Consider the following 19,127-nt stretch of genomic DNA (forward strand, 5'->3'; position numbering starts at 1 on the left):
CTGTTACCTCTGGCTTAGGGAAATGTTTCCCAATGCCTGTATCTGTATATTGTTGTCAATCTCACTGAACGATACCACCGCAACGTTGGGGTAAAACTGGTCAATGAGCTTTTTAAAGTAAATCCGCACCACCGGAGAGGTGAGTACAATAGGTACATTAACCAAATCCTTAATCTTATTGATTTCAGAGGTGGCGGACGACACTATGCTCTGAATGGCTGTTGGTTCCAGGGCCAGGTAGGAGCCTGTATCCATCTTTTTCACGGAAGACATAATCATATTCTCTATCCGGTCGTCCAGGCTGATGACCTTCATCTGCCCTGCCTCTGAGAACCGCCGCGATATGGTACGCTTTAAGGCCTGGCGCACATACTCGGTGAGCATATCCGTATCCTTAACCTGACTGCCGTAATCGCCCAGGGTTTCTACAATGGTCTCCATATCCCGGATGGGGATTTCCTCCCGCAGAAGATTGGCCAGGACCTTCTGGAGCCCTCCCACCGATATGACGGAAGGGATGGTGTCCTCCACAATACTGCTGTTGGTCTTCTTAAGGGCCTCCAGCAGGTTGTTGACCTCCTGCCGGTTTAACAGCTCATGCAGGTGCTCCTTCACCACCTCGGACAAATGGGTGATTACCACCGAAGTGGGGTCAATCAGGGTATAACCGGCCAGCTCGGCCTGTATCTTCCTGTCCTCGCTTATCCATTTTGCCGGTATATGGAAGGCCGGGTCAATGGTATCGATTCCAGGCACATCGTCAGCATCCGTGCCCGGAGGCAGGGCCAGGTAATGGTCCATGAGTATATCCCCTCGCGCCACTTCCTCCCCCTTCAGGAGGATGCTGTACTGGTTGGGATTGAGCTGCCCGCTGTCCTTGATTCGGACAGAGGGAATCACAAATCCCATATCAAGGGCCATCTGTTTGCGGAACATGACCACCCGGTCAATGAAATTCCCGCCGTTGCTTTCATCCGCCAGGGGAATCAGGCTGTATCCGAACTCCATTTCAATCTGCTCCACATTCAGCAGGCCGTATACATTTTCAATATTCTTATAGTAGGACGCCTCGCTGGTAACCTCTGTCTCCACCAGCTCCTCTGCTGTCTCCGCCACCAGGCTCTTCTGATGCCGGTACAGATAATACCCGCCCCCAATCATGCCCGCTGATATAATCAGTATCTGGAGAACAGGGAATCCTGGTATGAGGCACAGGCAGGCCGCTGCGCCGCCCGCGGTCATCAGCACCCTGGGCTGGGCCAGGAACTGCTTTGTCAGGTCCTCGCTGAGGCTGTTCTCCGAGGCGGACCGGGTCACCACCATACCGGTGGCAACCGATATGAGCAGGGCCGGTATCTGGGACACCAGACCGTCGCCAATGGTGGATGTGGTATATATCTGCATGATATCCTGTATGCTTCCCTGGCTGTTCATGATTCCCACCAGAAGGCCGCCCACAAAATTGATGAAGGTGATGATGATGGAGATAATGGCATCGCCCTTTACGAACTTGGTGGCGCCGTCCATGGAGCCGAAGAAGTCGGCTTCCCTCTGGATTTTAGACCGGCGTTCCCTTGCCTGCTGTTCGTCGATAAGTCCGCTGTTTAAATCAGCGTCAATGGCCATCTGCTTGCCCGGCATTGCATCCAGGGTAAACCTTGCAGCAACCTCAGCCACACGCTCAGAGCCCTTTGTGATGACGATAAACTGAACCAGCACAATAATCAGGAAAATAATAAAACCAATGACCGCGTTTCCGCGGATGACAAACTGTCCAAAGGTCTTAACCACCTGTCCCGCGTATCCATTGTCAAACAGGATTTTTCTTGTGGATGATATGTTTAGTCCCAGCCTGAACAGGGTTGTAATCAGCAGCAGGGAGGGGAACACGGAAAACTCCAGTGTTTCCCTGATATACATGGACATCACAAGAATCAGCAAAGACAGGGATATGTTCAGTATAAATAAAAAGTCCAGTATAGGCGTGGGCAGGGGAATCAGTATGAGGAATATAATTCCGATGATTCCCGCTGTTACAAGGATATTAAACCGTTTCAACTTTATTCACCATTTCCAATAATGCTTCTCGTATTTACTATTTCACTGATACGCACCCCAAAGTTATCATCAATCACAACCACTTCCCCCCGCGCAATGAGCTGGCCGTTGACAATGATGTCCACCGGGGCGTCCGACTGCTTATCCAGCTCCACCACGGTGCCGTTGCTGAAATTCAGGACATCCTTTAGGCGGCGTCTTGTCTTGCCTATTTCCACGGACACGTTTAAGGGCACATCCATGATAAGGCTCAGGTTTCCGCTCATGGACGGGTTTTGCAGCGCTCTGCCCTGCATTCCCGGGAACCTGCCGCCGGAAACATTGCCCCGGACAGTGCCTGAACCTGCTGTCTGGGCCCCTGTCTCTCCGGGCCTGAGCCTCCCGCCTCCTGCCCCTGCCGGCCGCTCCTGTCCTATGATGGAATCCTGCTCCATCAGGAGGGCCTGCTTGCGGGCCTCCTCTTCTTCCAGGCGGGCTTTTTCAAAGGCCGCTCTCCGGGCCTGTATTTCCTCTGTCAGGCTGTCCATGGCAGTGGATGATATACATTCTATAAACTCTGATTCCACCATATCCTTAATCTTCATGATGTAGCTCACCACCATGACTCTTGCATCCGGCTGCTCCCCGATGACCGAAGCCAGGTCCTGGCTCCCGTCTGAGAGCACCAGCTGGCAGTCCGACAAATCCATGGTGTCGCCCAGATATTCAGCCATGGACGAGGCGGATGCATGGGACATCTGGTTCATCAGCTCGCCTGCAGCGCTCATGGCCACATCGTCAAAGACAAAGTCCGGGTCCGGAAGGTCGTCCACGCCCATAAGTTCATTTAAGAATACCTGCATATCCCTCTGGCGCAGAACCAGGACAATATTGCCTGCCACCTGGGAGGTCAGACAGTTCTTTACAAAGATGGCAGGTTCCAGGATACCGTACTCCACATCCTTGATTGTCATATCCTGAAGCCTGGGCTCACCTATGCCTATGTCCGCCCTCAGGATGGAAGAGATGGCCTCCCCTGCTGACTGTGCATGTATTTTAATCAGTTCTTCAAACATCTGCCTGTCTGTCATTGCGCTGACATCCTGGCCTCCCTCTGCCTTTGCCATGGTTTAAGCTCCTTCTATTCCTCAATCTCTTTCTTGTTCTTTTTGCGGCGTCTTCCAAAGCCCTTTCTTTTCCCGTCCTTTTTTCCGTCCTGGTTCCCGTCCTGTTTCTGTTCCTTTTCCCCAGGCTTCTTATAGCTGGCCGGAAGAAGCTTATAGAGCTTTTCCTCTATGAACTTTGGGTTTTCCCCCTCCTGGATGGCCAGGACTCCCTCCATGACCAGCTGTTTGCACAGGAATTCCTCGTCATGGCGGGCCTTCAGCTTGCTTGCCATGGGAAGGCATACCACATTGGCCAGCAGCGAACCGTACAGGGTGGTAATAAGCGCCACTGCCATGCCCTTTGCCAGGGCATCCACATCCGACATGTTTCCCAGCATGAGAATCAGTCCGACCAGCGTGCCAATCATGCCAAAGGCAGGCGCGTAGCTGGCTGCCTTTTCATAAAACCGCCGGTCCAGGGCATGGCGCTCATCCAGCTGTTCCAGCTCTGTCTCCATGGCCTTGCGCACCTTCTCCGAGTCCACGGAATCCACCACCAGCATCAGGCTGTTATGCAGAAACGGCTCGTCAATCTCACTTAGCTTGTCCTCCAGGGACAGAAGCCCCTTCATGCGGGCCTCTGTGGCCAGATTCACAATCTGTTCCACTGAATCCGCGGGACTGTACTGGTAGGGCCTGACAATGATTTTCAGATGGCTTCCAATCTTCCTGAAGGCCCCTGCCGGGAATGATATCATCATGACCCCGATGGTTCCTCCGATGGTAATGGCCATACTGGGAACATCCAGGAACGCCTTGAGGTTATGATACACAATCCTCATGGACTCCTGGTCAAATGTCATACCAAACATCACCAGTCCAACTGCTAATATAAAACCTAAAATTGACAAGACATCCATACCCTTACATCCTTTTCCTCAACTTTTATCTTGCTGCATCAGCCCTTAATCTGTTCCAGTATGCCCCGGAAGGCATCCCTGCGGAACTCCACCACTTTTTTGACCACGTCTTCCTTGGACTCCCTGACAATCAGATGCTTTCCGTTGGTCAGAAGTATGGTGGTATCAGGGGTCTCCATAATGGTTTCAATCAGGTCGCTGTTTAACACAAACTCTTCGCCGTTCAGCTTTTTCAGGATAATCATGATACCACCCTCCCATCACTTTATCTCTTAAGGTTCACCAGTTCCTCCAGGATGGAATCCGAAACCGTAATGATTCTGGAGTTAGCCTGGAAACCTCTCTGTGTGACAATCATATCTGCAAATTCCGTGGAGATATCCACATTGGACATTTCCAGGGATGAGGTTTTTAATGCTCCTGTGCCGTTCTCTCCTGCCTGGCACAGCTTTGGGTCGCCGGAGTTAGCCGTGGTCTTGAAGTAGGAGTTGCCCACGCCCTCCAGACCATAGGGGTTATCAAAGGTAACCAAATCAATGCGTCCTATCTGAATCTTGCCCAAATCAGGGTGCGTTGCTTCGATGATTCCATTGGAAAGAATCGTCACTCCCACGCCGGACAGGGCCACATCCCCGCCCTCGCTGCCGTTTGTCAGGGTAAAGTTCTTGCTCTTCAGACCTAAATCGTTGGAGTTGGTTGCGGCTGTGATAGTACCCACATCTGTCTTTATCAGCGCATTGCCCGTAAGGTCCTTGCATGCATCCTGGATAGCGGCATAGCCCGGATGCTTCAGCTCAATATACTGGCCGGGCTGGTCGTTCAGGGGCACGGAAGAATCCTCCTCTTTCAGCCACACGCTGTTAGCCGAGGTGCTGTTCTCGCTGACCTGGCCTGTGAAATATCGTTTCGTTCCGTCGTCATTCTCAACCGTGGCCTTGATAATCCATGCGGCAGGCTCGGTTGCAGTGGCTGGCTGGAAGGTCATCTCATAGCTCACCTTGCCTGAGGCAGTAAATTTGGGCTCTGTGCTGGTACCGGAGGGTTTGATTCCTCCGAATATGCCGTCCTTGATGTCTGTCGCATTGGTAAAGGTCTGTACGCCTGACTTGATTCCGAAATTCTCACCCAGCAATTCTTCTCCTGTAAGGCTGGTCTTGAATATCTTGTCCGCGGGAACCGCTGTTATGGTGAAATCGCCTGCCGGATGGGCCTTTCCGCTGTTGGCCCGTGTGATGGCGGCGTTCATCTTGCTGTTAAAATCAGCTAAACTTGTAAAAACCGCATTTTTGTTTACGCTGACCGTTATACTGGAATCCTTTAAATCCCCTGATTTTACCACCACATCCGCTCCGTCCGGAAGCGTGTCGTCCAGCCGGAATGAGATGGTGACATTGGCTGCGCCGGTGGTGTTCTGGGATGTTATGGTATATTCAATCCCATTGATAGTCTGGGAGTTAGTTGACTGTGCATTGTTCTTGCCGGGTATGCTTAAATGTATTTTGTCTGCCCCGGCAGCCTTGCCAAGAGGGTCCCCTGTAACGCCTAGCACCGTGTATCCGTTGGCATCCACCAGATTGCCGCTGTTGTTGTCCAGCTGCAGGTTTCCGGCCCTGGTATAGAATATGTTTCCGTCCGAGTCCATCACCTGGAAAAATCCCTCTCCTGTGATGGCAACATCCATGGGCCTGCCTGTGGACTGCAGGGCCGACCGTCCCATATTCAGGTCAACGCCTGCCAGCTGCGCGCCGTAGCCCACCTGGCTGGCATTGGTTCCGCCCTTATTGTTGTCACCGCCTGTGGCGCTCTGCAGTGTCTGGTAATATACGTCCTGAAAACGGGCCCGGCTTGACTTAAAGCCGTATGTATTAACGTTGGCAATATTGTTGCCGATAACATCTAGCTTTGTCTGGTGGGCCTGCATACCGGACACAGCTGAAAATAATGACCTTAACATGTTGAATTCTCCTTTTCTAACCGCCCTACCCGTCCGTCATTCGGGGTAAGGATAGCCTCCCAAAGGACCGGCTATATCATTACGGTTCCGTCGATATTCGTGAAAACAGTGCCTTTCAGGCTGTCTTCATTCACAACAGTGACTACTTTATTATTCTTTACATTTACAACAAATGCAGTGGTTCCCAGGAGAATCAGAGGTTCCTTCAGTCCCTTTTCCTCTGCCATGCGCACTCCCTCATTCAGGCGGTCCAGCTTTTCAGAGGAAACATCCACGCCCCGTTCCACCACACGCTCCATGGCATGTCTGGAAAAGGATACCTGGCTTTCTTCCTTCAGTCTCTGCTCCAGCAGTTCCTTAAATGCATTGTCGTTTCCCGTTTCCCGGGGCCTGCTCTTCGGCGGCTCACCCGGAGTCCCCGTATAGATGGGGGTATGAAGCATTTTATTATAAATCATGGAATCCATTGTTCATCCTCCAGTCCCTTGCTGCGGTTCATGAAACATCTGCTCATAAAAATGGTTATCATGCCGTGCCGCCGGATGGTGTTTTTTCATCTGGCGCAGTTTGGCCGTCAGGCGGGGTTTCATCATTTCCACCGGATTCTTCTGCTGCGGGCTTATCCTTGATTTCCATGATTTCATCCATGGAAAAGGCTTCCCCGTCCACATATATTACGAATTTCCCATCCAGCAGGGATATCTTCTCCACCACTCCGTCTGCTTTTTTCAGGTCCCCCGACACGGTGAACTTAGCTGCGGACACATTCTTGCCCACCAGGGAAGCCACATAGGAACTCTTTGCATTGTATGCCATTTCCTCCATCTGCTGCATGGTGGATATCTGGGCCAGCTGGGTCACATACTGGGTGTCATCCACCGGATTCATAAAATCCTGGTTCTTCAGCTGCGCCACCATCAGGGTGAGGAAATCATCCATGCTGACTTTCTTGTCGTCCTCGCTTCCGAAGACAGCGTCAATCACATTGCCGGAACTGTCTGTACTGTTTGTACTGTCTGTTCCCCCTGTCCCCGTATCATTGTCGTCGGACAGCCCCCTGGCTTTGGCTGAATCTGTTCCCTGTAATCCTGATTTGGAACCGGCTCCCGGCCCGGCGGCACCTGCGCCTGATGTATAAGGCGTACTGTAATCTGACTGTATGGGCATTGTTCTCTCCTATTCTGTAAGCGGCCTAAACGTAGGCGTATAGCCTGCTCATGCGGCTCTCTGCCATCATCCGCTCTGCTTCCGTCAGAAGTTCATCCTCTAATCCGCTGTCCTCTGTTCCGTGATAGCTGTATCCGAAATGGGCCTGCCGGCCCTGGCGCTGCGGCATATGCTGGCTGAATCCCGAAAAATCCATGGCATTCTGGCTGCTGTGGTAAACTTCCTGTACTTCTGTGTTTAAGGGCCTCAGCATTTCCTTAAGGCTCTCCATCTGGCTGGTAACCAGCTTTTCTGTCTCCGGATTTGTGACCCCGATTCGTACCGTCATCTTCTCCCCGGCGCTTGTCAGGCGTACCACTATATCTCCCAGTCCTTCCGGTTTTAAATGGATGGTAAGTTCCCCGCCGTCTGTCTTCACAGCCCGTTCAAACCCAGTCTTAAGCTGTTCCAGCACAGGAGTCTCCATCTGCTGTTCCCTGGCGTCCGGCACCGGCCTTAGGCTGTCATTCACCCTATTCTGCACTGTCTTCCCGGTCAGGTCAAGCCCCCTGGCATCCGCATTCCGTTTCAGTTCCTCCAGAGCCTGGTTCACATCCCCGGGTTCTTCATCCGCTGTCCCGGCCTGTTCCCGCAGCAGATTAAAAGCCTTATTCTGCCTGCCTGCCATACCGGAAAACATATCTTCACCGGATGGCTGTGTCTCCTTGTGGTTCCGGACCGGGGCCTCCATTTCTGCTTCCATGGCATCTGTCCTTGAAAGACGGACAAAATCTGAGGTCCTGTCTGCTGTCTCCTGTCTGACCTCGGGCCTGGACACTGCTTCCTGAGCCGTCTGCCCTCTGGCCGCTTCCGCGGTTTCCGGCTGAACCACCTCCCGGAACGGATTAGCTGCCTGCTGCCCGTAACCCTCCGGATTCGTGTTGATTAAAAGAGGCTGTCCTGTCTTTCCTGTTTCCGGGGAAAATTCCGTCTGCATGACAGCATCCTGGATATCCGGCGCTTTCCCGTCCCCAGTGAGGACCGGCACTTCCTGCAGCAATGGCATCATTGCCTGAAGGCTCATGGCTGCTTCCGTGATGGCTGCTTCCGTCATGGCGCTGTTATTCTGGCTTTTTCCGGGCTGGCTGTCCTGTTCCGCGTTATCCGTATGCTCTGTCTCTGAATCTGCCGTCTTACTGCCGCCCCGGCATGTGCTCTCTTCAGAGGTCCCGGATTGTTTGGCCCGGTCCGCAGACATGGGGTTCTTTCCTTTATCTGCTGTATCCCGTGCTTTTGAATCAGCCGCCTCATTCCATTTCCTGCCTGCCGCCTTTGTGCCGTCTCTGCGGGCATCTTTTAAATTCTGTGCAAACACATCCATGAAACTGGCGGCATCCTCCTGTTTTTCCCTGGCCCCTGAGCCAACGGATGGATTCTCCTTAAAACGGCTGGCTGTGAGAGCCTGTGTAAATGTTCCTGCGTTCATCTGTTTCACCTCCTTTCGCAGATAATGTTCTATTTAGGAAACGCCATTCCTGACAAATGCTCCGGCAACATGCTCAATAATCAGGTCCTGCTGCTCCTTTGCCTCGTCATGGCGGTATTCCTCCAACTGTTTTTCCTTCAGCTTCTCCAGCTTCTTTACCTCCTGGGAAGCTTCTGTCACAATGCGTCTCTGCTTCTCCACCCTGGCCTGCGCCCGGGCCAGCTCTGTCTCTATTTCTTCCAGCTGGATTCTGGTGCCTTCCAGGATGGAATAGCAGCCCTTCAGGATAAATACGGTTGTCCCCTGCATCTGGCGCTGTCCGATATCCTCCTGGATATGATGGATTTTCAGCTCCTTATCCCGTTTGTCTTCCTCCAGCCTATCCCGTTCAGCCGTAACCCTGCCCAGAACGCCTTTTTCCTTTTCCAGGTTCTGTTCCTGGTACGCCAGCATGCGCTCCAGCGTAAATACAAACTTTTTCATGGCCCGCCCCTTAATCCGTTGCCTGTATCATCTGGATTACTGCCTCATCCAGGGAAAAGCTCTCATCCGTCTTCTGCTGGAGATATCCGTAAATACGGTCGATTCGTTCCAGCGCATCATCTAATTCCGGATTTGTCCCCTTCTTATAGGCTCCGATGGAAACCAAATCACTGTTGCTCTCATATACAGCCAGAAGCCTGCGGAGCTTTCCGGCAGCCGCTTTATGTTCCGGCGTCACAATGTCATTCATAAGACGGCTGACACTGGACAATATATCAATGGCCGGATAACGGTTCTTGGCAGCCACCTTCCGGGACAGCATGATGTGTCCGTCTATAATTCCGCGGACCGTATCGGATATGGGCTCGTTGGCATCGTCCCCCTCTACCAGGACCGTATAGATGCCGGTAATGGAACCTTCCTCAAAATTGCCGGAACGCTCCAGCAGCTTAGGCAGCTCTGAATAAATGGAAGGGGTATACCCCCTGGCTACCGGCGGCTCCCCAATGCTCAGCCCCACCTCCCTCTGGGCCATTGCAAACCTGGTAAGGGAATCCATCATGAGAAGCACATCCATGCCCTGGTCCTTAAAATACTCTGCAATGGTGGTGGCTGTCATGGTGCACTTGGAACGCATCATGGCGGACTGGTTGGAGGTTGCCACCACCAGAACCGAACGTCTGAGCCCTTCCTCTCCCAAATCCCTGTTGATAAACTCCACAACCTCCCTGCTTCTCTCCCCCACCAGGGCGATGACGTTGACATCCGCCTTTACATTCTTGGCAATCATGCCCATCAGCGTACTCTTTCCAACGCCGCTTCCTGCGAAGATTCCCATTCTCTGGCCCTTGCCCACGGTCAGAAGACCGTCTATGGCCTTTACCCCCATCTGTATGATTGTGTCGATTCTGGGACGCGTCATGGGGTTGGAGGGTTTTCCTGTGATGGAATAGTATGACACATCCTCCACCGGCCCCAAATCATCTATGGGATTTCCCATGGCATCCACGGTCCTGCCGATAAGACGGTTGGACACCGCAATGTGCAGGCGCTTCCCGGTATTGCGGACAGCGCTGCCGTAACCAATGCCCTCAGTCTCGCCATAGGGCATCAAAAGCACCTTGTTCTCCCGGAAGCCCACCACCTCGGCCATGACCGGAGAACCGCCCTCCACCACATCAATGGTGCACACGTCTCCCAGCCTGCAGGCCGGTCCCGTGGACTCAACCGTGGTTCCCACTATTTTGTCAATCTTGCCAAGATATGTGTACAGGCCGGCATTCTCAATGACCCGTTCTATCTGTTCCAGCTCCATATGCTTACCGCCTTACTCCTGACTGGTCAGGGCCGTCAGCTGCCTTTTCAGATTATCCAGCTGAACATCCAGTGACGCGTCCACGATGCCCTCCTCTGTCTCTATCTGGACAAAGCCCGGGGGCCTGCTTTCCGGCTTAATGCGGAGTACACCGCCCATTTTATCCTTCAGGGGTTCCAGGCGCTTTTCAAGAACCTCCACCAGCCCCACGGCATCCTCCGGAATGTGGACCGTTATATTCTCCTTATCCCGTTCCGAAAGCACGGCAGACGCCACCATGTCCGCCAATTCGGACGCATCATACTCCACCTTTTTCCTGAGTATTTTTTCTGCCATCATAAAGGCCAGGCCGGCCACCTTCTCATTCATCCGGCTCTTGAATTCCTCCAGTCCCTGACCCATCCGGTCAACCGCTACCTGTATGCCGGCAACATCCCTCGAAATATCCTCCAGCGCCTGGTCCATTCCCTGGCTGTAGCCTTCCTTTTTTGCCTGGTCATGTATCCTTCCGGCTTCGTCCCGTGCCGTGTTTACTATATTGTCCCTCTGGGCATAGGCTTCCTCCAGTATCCTGGCAGCCGACTGTTCCGCCTGCTCTCTGGCATGCTCCAGAATCTTGCGCTTTTCCTCCGATATAAGGGCATACCGCTTTCCGGCTGCGTCCTGGCCGCCGGTTCCGGCTGCACCCGGTCCGCTGGCTCCGGCCCCATGGCCCTCCGGATTTCCTGTCCCGTCTGCGTTTTCCCCGGTCCGGGGCTGTCCCGGCGCTCCTGCGTCAGTCTGATATACCCTGACCCTGGCATGGCCCGTGACGGTCTGTCCCTGCTTCAATACCCTAGACAATTATCTCATCCTTTCCATCCTTGGAAATCACAATCTCGCCTTCCTCCTCCAGCCGCCTGATAACAGCCACAATCCTCTGCTGTGCATCCTCCACATCGCTCATACGTATATTATGCAGATACTCCATATCGCTCTGTATGGATTCCCGCATACGGTTGGACATATTGGAAAATATGGTTGCAGTAACATCCCGGTTGGCAACCTTCAGCGCCACAGACAAATCCTTGGAATCAATCTCACGCAGGAACCTCTGCACGGACAGGGGGTCCAGATATGCGATATCCTCGAATACAAACATGAGCTTGCGCACATCCTCGGCCAGCTGCGGATTCTTCATGTTCAGCTCGTCGAAAATATCCCGCTCCGTGCTGCGGTCCACATGGTTCATTACATCTGCTATGTAGTTAAGACCGCCCACTTCCATGGTTTCCTCTGATGAAGAGGAACCGATTTTCTTTTCCAGGACCTCTTCGGCTATCTTGATGGCCATGGGAAGGGCCCGGTCCATATTGGCAATGCGCTCCACCACATCCACCCTGGTGTCCTGGGAAAGGTTGGCTATGATTTTTGACGCCTGTTCCGGCGTTGCGTAGGACAGGATGAGAGCCAGTGTCTGCGGATGCTCATTCTGTATGGCTGCCATCAGTGTCTTATAATCCACTTTTCTGATAAAACTGAACGCCTTGGTCTTCAGGGCCTTGCTGACCCGGTCCATCAGGTTCCTGGCCTGCTGCTGCCCGAATGCCTTTTCCAGGACCTCCTTGGCATAGTCCCGTCCGCCCTCGGTTATGACCTTCTCTGTCACGCAGCAGTTATAAAAGTCCTTGGCAATGTCTTCCAATTCATTTTCAGCCAGACGGGGCAGACGGGTGATTTCCATGGACAGCTGTTCCACCTCGTTTTCCGTGAGATACCGGAACACCTCAGATGCCCGTTCGCTCCCCAGTATGGATATGACAGCCGCTGCTTTCTCTGCTGGCCTTCTCTCTTCTGCAGGCATCTTATTTCTTATCCTCCTTCAGCCATGAACTTATCATGGATGCAATAATTTCCGGATTCATCTGTGCAAAGGAGCGTACCTGCTCCACCGGGTCATCGGGGTTCACCTGCATACGGCCCAGGTCATTGTGCACCGCCTCCTCCTCGGCCCGGTCAGCTGCATCTGCCTGGGGCGGAGCCTCTCCCTCAAAGGGAGCAAACAGCTCCTGGTCTTCCTTCATCTGCCTCCTGCGCCTGCGTCCGAAAAGCAGGAACAAAAGCAGGAGGAACAAAAGGATTCCGGCTCCGGCCGCAATGGCTATGGTCCTGTAGTCAATTCCCGTATCCACAGGCGCCTGCACCGGCAGCGCCGGTTTTGCCGGAGCCGACTCCTTGGGCACTTCACGGAAACTGGACACCACGATATCCTCCGGCGCAATATTGGCTGCCTTGGAAGCCGCGTCAATCAGCTGCTGTTTCTTGGCCTCTGTCAGGTTATCGTCATTGACCGTGATGGCCACGGTCGCCTTCTGCAGTTTAACATTGTCCTTTTCAATCTGTTTCTTTATGTAGCTTACAAGGTAATCCACATCCCTGTAATAATCCCCGGTTCCCTGGGCCGCGCCGCCTGTTCCGGCAGTACCGTAGGCAGGTATGTCCGTGTTGTTCTCCTCCCCGGCAATGCCTCCCGCGCCGGCCAGGCCTCCTGCCGTGCCCCTGCTTTCCCGGTAGTGGTCCACCACTCCCTGTCCGTTCTCCTGGGGCTCGTACTCCAGATTCTCGGTTATCATCTTGTCGTAGTCTATGACAACCGTGGCAGATACCCGGATTTTATCGGGAGGATAGGCCAGGGTCAGTACATTTTTGATTTTATTCTGTAACCGTTCCTCCACCTTGGCCTCAAAATCCAGACGGTTCAGACCGTAGGCCGTGTTTCCGATATCATCGGACACCATCTCCTGCATGGACTCCGCGTTGACCACGGTTACATGTTCCGGCAGCAGGCGCGGTACGCTGTCCGCCACCAGATTCTTGATGGCCGATACCTTTTCCGGTGACAAGTCATAGGACGGCATTAAAGTCAAAGAAACGGAGCCTGTACTGCCGGAATCCCCATCATCCCAGACATAAGCGCTCTCATCAGGCACATTCAATGTGACGATGGCGTTCTTAATACCGGTCATGTCCTTCAGGGTGCGTTCCAGCCGGTCCTGAAGGTTCATAAGGAGATACTGCCGCTTCTCAAACTCCGTGGTAGTAAAACCCATATTATCTGAAAAAATATCAAAAGGAAGCGCCGTTTTCGGATATCCCAGTTCTGACATCTCAATCATGATGTCACCCAGCTGTTCCTCCGGAACCGTCACTTCACCCTCATCATTTCTTTTAGCCGGCACGCCTCTTCCGCCCAGCACTGCCAGAATCTCGTTATTCTCCTCCCTGGATATCCCTGGAAACAATGTTACATAGCTTCCGACATTCCCTCTGTTTAATAAAATGCTGGCTGCCAGGGCTATCACTATAGCCGCAGCCACCCCCGCTGCCACGGCTTTTCTTTTGCCGCTTCCCAGGACTCGTCCTATGGCACCGTTTCCTCCGGCTCCTGGTTTTATCTTATCCTTTATCCCCATGATTCAATTGTAACATCCTTCATCCCGTATTAGACCTGCATACCCATAATCTGATTATAGGCATTCACTGCCTTTGAAGTAAGCTGAGTGGCGAACTCCACTGCTGCCGCTGACTTTTCAGCCTGTATCAAAGCGGTATGCAGGTTATCCACCTGCCCTGATGCAAGCTTCATATCCATTATCCGGGTGTCCCTGATGGACTGGTCCGCCTCCCTGACTGCTTCTTTAAGCACATTGTTAAAGCTCTTCTCCGGGACCGCCTTAACCGTGCTGTCTCCCTTTAAGTCAGATAAAGAGCCCGCACCCTCCATCCTTGTAACCGGTATGATGAACATAATCTTCCCCCCTGTATACCTCATGTTATTTACACAATTATCCAATATTTTAAGTATATCCCCATTCAGTCACTCAGTCAACAAAAATAAATGTTTTTGGAACTGTTTTGTAACCATTTTGACCCTGTTTACAGGGAAAACAGGTTGTTGGTAATTGTTTCCATGCAATAAAGCTGATATAAAGTCCGCATAAAAAGCAGCGGCAGGATATGTTTTCCATTTCCTGCCGCTGCCTAATCCTACACTGCCCTATGGCAGCCTGCCCATAGCTGCTTTAGCGTTCCTAACCATGCCAGATACCGGAACCATCCAGATACCGTCCCTCCACATAGGCATTCTTAACCATGCGCCCGTTTTCCGGACTCATATAATACCAGCTGCCGCTGTCTAAGAGCCATCCTGTATGCATGCTGCCGTCCTGGTCAAAGAAGTACATGCCGTCCCCGGCCGCAAGCCATCCCTTATACATGATGCCGTCATTTCCCAGGTAATACCATTTACGGCTGTCCTGTAACCAGCCTGTCTGCATGACTCCGTTGATATCCAGGAAATAATAATTGCCGTCCTTCTGCTGCCAGCCGGTCAGCATATACCCGCTGAAATCAAAGAGATACCATCTGCCGTCAATGTTTTTCCAGGTTCCGGCGGGATAGGTGCCGTCCGTATTCCTGTACCACCATCCTTCATCGTCCTTAATCCATCCCAGCTGGGACGGCGTCAGTGCATCGCCCTTGTCAGGACCGCCCATGTTCCCTCCGGTCAGGGTGCAGACCTCATCCGCGTCTATGTCCAGCTCGTCTGAATATACCCAGTCGCTGCTGGTGATATAGGCTGTCTCCTCCGTGTCCTTGGGAATGGCCCTGACGCGGAACTGGTATGTCCCTGCCGCAGTCATCAGAGGATAGAAATCGTAATTAGTGGCAATGACCTTTGGTATGCCCTGGACCATCTGCCCATTGCGGTAGAGCTTCAGCTCATAGGCGCCCGCGTAAGGGACCTGGGCCCAGGTGGCTTTTCCCGGCGGGTATCCCATCCATTCCGCTGTGTCCGGTATCTCCAGGGTGCCGGAAGCAGGTGTCAGCAGTACCGTGAGAAGCAGGGTTTCGTCATTGTTGGTCTTTTTTACCGACTTATAGGAAGCTCCGTCAATCTGGAACTTGCTTGGTCCTGTGACCCTGTTGAAATAATAACCGCTTCTGGCATGTATCTCAATTTGTACCTTGGGTTCATCCCCCGGCTCCCAGTAATCCTTATTATTCTTGGCAACCCATTTATAAGCGCCCACGGTATACAGGCTGCTGTCCGTGGTAGCATGCACCGTAGCCTCGTTGAGTTCATAATCCGCCTGCACATCAGAGCGGACCCTTAATGATACGCTGGTAATGGGTGTCCTTGTCTCTGTCTTTACTGCTGCCATGGATACAGCAGGGAATGCCGCTGCCAGCAACGCCCAAATCCCCATGGCTGCAGCCGCCTTCTTCCATCCATACATCCTTTTATCCTCCTTCTGCCGGTTACGGGACCCATATCCCTTCCTGATTCACATAATGCTGGTCCACAGCCATATCCCGCACCATCCGCCCGCCTGACGGGTCCAGATAGTACCAATTCCCCTGCCACAGCAGCCACCCGGTTGCCATACTGCCGTCCGGATTCAGATAGTACCAGTCGTTCCCCTGCTGCAGCCACTGTCCTGTCAGCTTTCCTTTCTCCGGGTCCAGGTAATACCAGATGCGGTTGAACTGAAGCCAGCCCGTAACCATGTCCCCGTTGGATGTCAGGTAGTATTCCCTGTCGTTCTTCCACTGCCAGCCCGTAAGCATATATCCGTTTATGTCAAACAGATACCACTTACCGCCAATCTCCTGCCAGCAGCCCACGGGATAACTTCCGTCCTGGTTCCTGTACCACCAGCCGTTTTTGTCCTGGGCCCAGCCGGGGGCCTGGGCATTGGGTCCGGTTCCGTCCTTCACACTGACACCGGCGGTTCCCTTTCCCTGGGACACGGCCCTCTTATCCGCTGCCTGGGCATCCTTCCTGGTAATCTGCTGGTTGTCAGACTCGGTCCATCCTCCTGCTTTCAGATAGTCAGACTCTGACTCCGACTTTGCCACAGCCCTTACCTTGAAATAGTAATCCCCTTCTTCCGTCATATAGGGAAAGAAATCATAGCTGACGGAATTGGTCCTGGGCACATGGTAAACCATGCTCTCATCACAGAACAGCTTTACCTCGTAGGAGGAGGCCCCCTCTACCTTGGCCCATCTTGCTTTTCCCAAAGGTGTTTCCTCCCAATGGGCCTCTTCCACCTGGTCCAGTGTCCCCTTGACGCCTTTTAGCTTTGCAGTAATGGTGAGGCTGCGCTTTGCATCGCTTTTCTTGGATGACACATAATCCGCGCCCCGTATATGCGCGCTGGAGGAACTGATGCTTCCGAAATAGTACTCGTCCTCAGCAGCCAATTCAATGGTTATACGCGGTGTCTCCCCTGCCTTCCAGGATGTCTTTCCATTGATAAACCCGCAGGACACCACATGATACTTGGTGCTGTCCGCCGTGGCTGACACGCTTGCGCTGCCCCCCACCTCCACGGAAGAGGTAACCGCTATGGTCACCGACTTAATAGCCTCGTCCGCATAAGAAACCATGGCAGCGGACCACCATACCCCCAGCACAAGGAACAATCCTGCCGCTGCCCTGCAGGAAACATGTATCAGCCTGTTTCTAATCCCCATCTTAAACCTCCCCTTATCCTTTATCCCCGTTACTGCCATGGCCTGCGTATGGATACAATGGTCCGGTAGGCCGGGTCATTGCTCACCTTGATACCTTCTTTTCTGGAACTGGCATGTACGATACGGCCTCCGCCGATATACATGGCCACATGGCCGGAGTAGCACACCAAATCCCCTGGCTCCATATCCTCATACGGTACCTCTCTGCCAAATCCGGCCTGTTCCCCCGATGTTCTGGGGATACTGACGCCGAAATGCCGGTATACGGACTGGGTAAAACCGGAGCAGTCCGTTCCGTTGGTCAGGCTTGTACCTCCGTATATATAGGGATTTCCCACAAACTGCAGGGCATAGTCCGCCACATTTCTGCCGAACTCAGTGCCGCCCGTGCTTTCTGCCGGCTTGCCGCTGCTTCCCGGTTCCTGCCCCGGACCCAGGACCGGCGGCTCCTGATTGGCGCCTCCCGGTCCCTGCCCTATGCTTCCCTGCTCCTGCCTGATGCGCTCCTGCTCCTGCCTGATATGCTCCTGCCTGATACGCTCCTGCCTGGCACGTTCCTCCTCCTGCCTGGCCCTGAGAATGCGTATCTCCTCTGTCTTCCTTCTCACTTCACCGGCCGCGCGGGCGGCCCGTGTCCGGGCTGCCTCCAGTTCAAGGGCAAATCCGCTGCTCTCTTTTTCCCTCTCCCGGATAAAGCCTTCCAGCTCCTTTTGCTGGGACTCATTCTCCTCTTCCATGACCTCCAGCTGGGACTGTTTCTCCTCCAGCAGCTCCTTTTTTCCGGCAGCTTCCTTCTTTAGCCGTTCATACCTCTCTATGATTTGCCGGTCATATTCATAGAGCTGTCTGAAATATTCGGTCTGGCTGACCACATCCCCTATACTCTTTGCCTTTAAAAGGATGTCCAGATAAGTGATATCCCCTTCCTCATACAGGAACTGAATCCTCTTTTTGAGAATCCCGTACTGTGTCCGGCGCTGTTCCTCGGCCTGGCGGTAATCCAGGCCGGCCTGGTGAATCTGCGCCTTCAGTTCTTCCATATCCGATTCCAGTATATCCTTTAGGGCCAGCAGCCTTACCAGTTCATCCTCCAGGTCCTGTTCCTTCTGCCTGGACTCTCCCAGCTTCTGTTCCAGCTGCTCTGCCTCAGACTCTGCCCGGGACTTTTCTTCCTCTGCCCGGCGCTTTTCCTTCTCTGCCTTTGTGACAGGCGATGCGCGGCCTGGCACAGGCGCCTGGACTGCCAGCACAAGGGCTGCCGCAATCAGTACCGCCCTCCGCCGGCGTCCCCGGTTACCACTCATTCCCATACCGTTCTTATGTATACCTTTTAACCCTTCCCAAATTACACATCATTTTTCAATAATGTCAGTATAGCACAAATGTAACCAGGAAAAAAGCCTGAAAACAGAAACATCCCGGTACAGGCCTGCAGTCATGCTGCCCCGCACCGGGATATTTCCGTAAAACCCCTGTATAACTGTTAACCTTCCATCTGCCGTCCCAGAAACCCGGCAGCCGTGGATGCCAGTTTTACCTCGGCGTCCCCGAACTTGGCCCTGGGCTCGCGGCTCATGAGAGCCACCGCGCCGATGGCATCGCCTTCACAGATGATTGGCGCAACCACCTGGGCGCTGATTCCCTCCAGCTCCTCGTCCACCAGCTGGATGAATGCCTTGTCTTCCCTGGCGGCAATGACAGTGCTCCTCTCATTGATGGCCTGTTCCAGCTGACGGCTGATATTTCTCTGAAGCAGGTCCTTCTTGGCTCCTCCTGCCACGGCTATGACCTGGTCCCTGTCCGTAATGCATACGAAAAGGCCGGTGGACTGTGCCATGGCCTCTGCATACTGCACGGCAAATGAGGTGAGTTCCATCATAGGCGAGTATTTTTTAAGGATGATTTCTCCTTCCCTGTCTGTGAATATCTCTAACGGCGTACCTTCCCTGAGCCTTAAGGTCCTCCGAATCTCCTTTGGAATGACCACACGGCCCAGATCATCAATTCTTCTGACTATTCCTGTAGCTTTCATAAACAAAATTCCTCCATTTTACTTTCTGTCATTTATCTTCTTTGTTGCCCGTAAATGTAGTATCTGTAAAACAGAGGAATTTATACTTAAAGTAACCTTCAAAGTAATTATGAAGATTCAAAGGGC

The 19,127-nt window shown here is 53.0% G+C and carries 18 protein-coding genes; all 18 read right to left on the reverse strand.

Going from position 1 to position 19,127, the window contains the following annotated elements:
* Positions 1 to 3: 3 nt before the first annotated feature.
* The 18 genes from flhA to spoVT all read right to left on the reverse strand — a co-directional run bounded on the left by flhA (position 4) and on the right by spoVT (position 19,001).
* On the reverse strand, positions 4 to 2,058 hold the full coding sequence (flhA, locus tag FGS84_RS23215) for a flagellar biosynthesis protein FlhA (RefSeq protein WP_138310698.1): 2,055 nt from the start codon (positions 2,056 to 2,058) through the stop codon (positions 4 to 6).
* A gap of 2 nt (positions 2,059 to 2,060) precedes the next feature.
* Positions 2,061 to 3,164 (reverse strand): flagellar motor switch protein FliN, encoded by a 1,104-nt coding sequence (fliN, locus tag FGS84_RS23220; protein WP_138310699.1) that lies wholly within the window; start codon positions 3,162 to 3,164, stop codon positions 2,061 to 2,063.
* A 14-nt stretch (positions 3,165 to 3,178) separates the two neighbouring features.
* A complete protein-coding gene (locus FGS84_RS23225; protein ID WP_138310700.1) occupies positions 3,179 to 4,063 on the reverse strand; it encodes a motility protein A in 885 nt (294 codons plus the stop codon).
* Between the two features lie 38 nt (positions 4,064 to 4,101).
* Positions 4,102 to 4,308 carry a flagellar FlbD family protein gene (locus tag FGS84_RS23230; protein WP_138310701.1) on the reverse strand — a complete coding sequence of 69 codons (207 nt, stop codon included), beginning with the start codon at positions 4,306 to 4,308 and terminating at the stop codon, positions 4,102 to 4,104.
* Positions 4,309 to 4,328: 20 nt separating this feature from the next.
* The gene (locus FGS84_RS23235; RefSeq protein WP_138310702.1) at positions 4,329 to 6,017 is read right to left on the reverse strand and encodes a flagellar hook-basal body complex protein; all 1,689 of its coding nucleotides are present in this window, start codon (positions 6,015 to 6,017) and stop codon (positions 4,329 to 4,331) included.
* A 71-nt stretch (positions 6,018 to 6,088) separates the two neighbouring features.
* On the reverse strand, positions 6,089 to 6,484 hold the full coding sequence (locus FGS84_RS23240; protein ID WP_138310703.1) for a TIGR02530 family flagellar biosynthesis protein: 396 nt from the start codon (positions 6,482 to 6,484) through the stop codon (positions 6,089 to 6,091).
* 58 nt (positions 6,485 to 6,542) lie between these two features.
* The gene (locus tag FGS84_RS23245; protein ID WP_138310704.1) at positions 6,543 to 7,184 is read right to left on the reverse strand and encodes a flagellar hook capping FlgD N-terminal domain-containing protein; all 642 of its coding nucleotides are present in this window, start codon (positions 7,182 to 7,184) and stop codon (positions 6,543 to 6,545) included.
* A 25-nt stretch (positions 7,185 to 7,209) separates the two neighbouring features.
* The gene (locus tag FGS84_RS23250) at positions 7,210 to 8,649 is read right to left on the reverse strand and encodes a flagellar hook-length control protein FliK (RefSeq protein WP_138310705.1); all 1,440 of its coding nucleotides are present in this window, start codon (positions 8,647 to 8,649) and stop codon (positions 7,210 to 7,212) included.
* A gap of 33 nt (positions 8,650 to 8,682) precedes the next feature.
* On the reverse strand, positions 8,683 to 9,132 hold the full coding sequence (gene fliJ / locus FGS84_RS23255) for a flagellar export protein FliJ (RefSeq protein ID WP_138310706.1): 450 nt from the start codon (positions 9,130 to 9,132) through the stop codon (positions 8,683 to 8,685).
* A gap of 10 nt (positions 9,133 to 9,142) precedes the next feature.
* Positions 9,143 to 10,447, reverse strand: coding sequence for a FliI/YscN family ATPase (locus FGS84_RS23260; RefSeq protein WP_138310707.1), 1,305 nt, complete (start codon positions 10,445 to 10,447; stop codon positions 9,143 to 9,145).
* A gap of 12 nt (positions 10,448 to 10,459) precedes the next feature.
* The gene (locus FGS84_RS23265; protein WP_138310708.1) at positions 10,460 to 11,290 is read right to left on the reverse strand and encodes a FliH/SctL family protein; all 831 of its coding nucleotides are present in this window, start codon (positions 11,288 to 11,290) and stop codon (positions 10,460 to 10,462) included.
* Positions 11,283 to 12,290, reverse strand: coding sequence for a flagellar motor switch protein FliG (fliG, locus tag FGS84_RS23270; protein ID WP_138310709.1), 1,008 nt, complete (start codon positions 12,288 to 12,290; stop codon positions 11,283 to 11,285). The genes FGS84_RS23265 and fliG overlap by 8 nt, the downstream gene beginning before the upstream one ends.
* 1 nt (position 12,291) lies before the next feature.
* A complete protein-coding gene (gene fliF, locus FGS84_RS23275) occupies positions 12,292 to 13,899 on the reverse strand; it encodes a flagellar basal-body MS-ring/collar protein FliF (protein WP_138310710.1) in 1,608 nt (535 codons plus the stop codon).
* 29 nt (positions 13,900 to 13,928) lie between these two features.
* Positions 13,929 to 14,234, reverse strand: a complete 306-nt coding sequence (locus FGS84_RS23280; protein WP_138310711.1) for a flagellar hook-basal body complex protein FliE — start codon at positions 14,232 to 14,234, stop codon at positions 13,929 to 13,931.
* Between the two features lie 283 nt (positions 14,235 to 14,517).
* The gene (locus FGS84_RS23285; RefSeq protein ID WP_138310712.1) at positions 14,518 to 15,726 is read right to left on the reverse strand and encodes an N-acetylmuramoyl-L-alanine amidase family protein; all 1,209 of its coding nucleotides are present in this window, start codon (positions 15,724 to 15,726) and stop codon (positions 14,518 to 14,520) included.
* A 22-nt stretch (positions 15,727 to 15,748) separates the two neighbouring features.
* Positions 15,749 to 16,969 carry an N-acetylmuramoyl-L-alanine amidase family protein gene (locus FGS84_RS23290; RefSeq protein WP_138310713.1) on the reverse strand — a complete coding sequence of 407 codons (1,221 nt, stop codon included), beginning with the start codon at positions 16,967 to 16,969 and terminating at the stop codon, positions 15,749 to 15,751.
* A gap of 29 nt (positions 16,970 to 16,998) precedes the next feature.
* A complete protein-coding gene (locus tag FGS84_RS23295) occupies positions 16,999 to 18,279 on the reverse strand; it encodes a C40 family peptidase (protein ID WP_138310714.1) in 1,281 nt (426 codons plus the stop codon).
* 173 nt (positions 18,280 to 18,452) lie between these two features.
* Complete coding sequence (spoVT, locus tag FGS84_RS23300) at positions 18,453 to 19,001, reverse strand: stage V sporulation protein T (protein ID WP_138310715.1); 549 nt, start codon at positions 18,999 to 19,001, stop codon at positions 18,453 to 18,455.
* Positions 19,002 to 19,127: the final 126 nt, after the last annotated feature.

Source organism: Clostridium sp. 1001271st1 H5, from assembly GCF_005845215.1.
Lineage (GTDB): Bacteria > Bacillota > Clostridia > Lachnospirales > Lachnospiraceae > Enterocloster.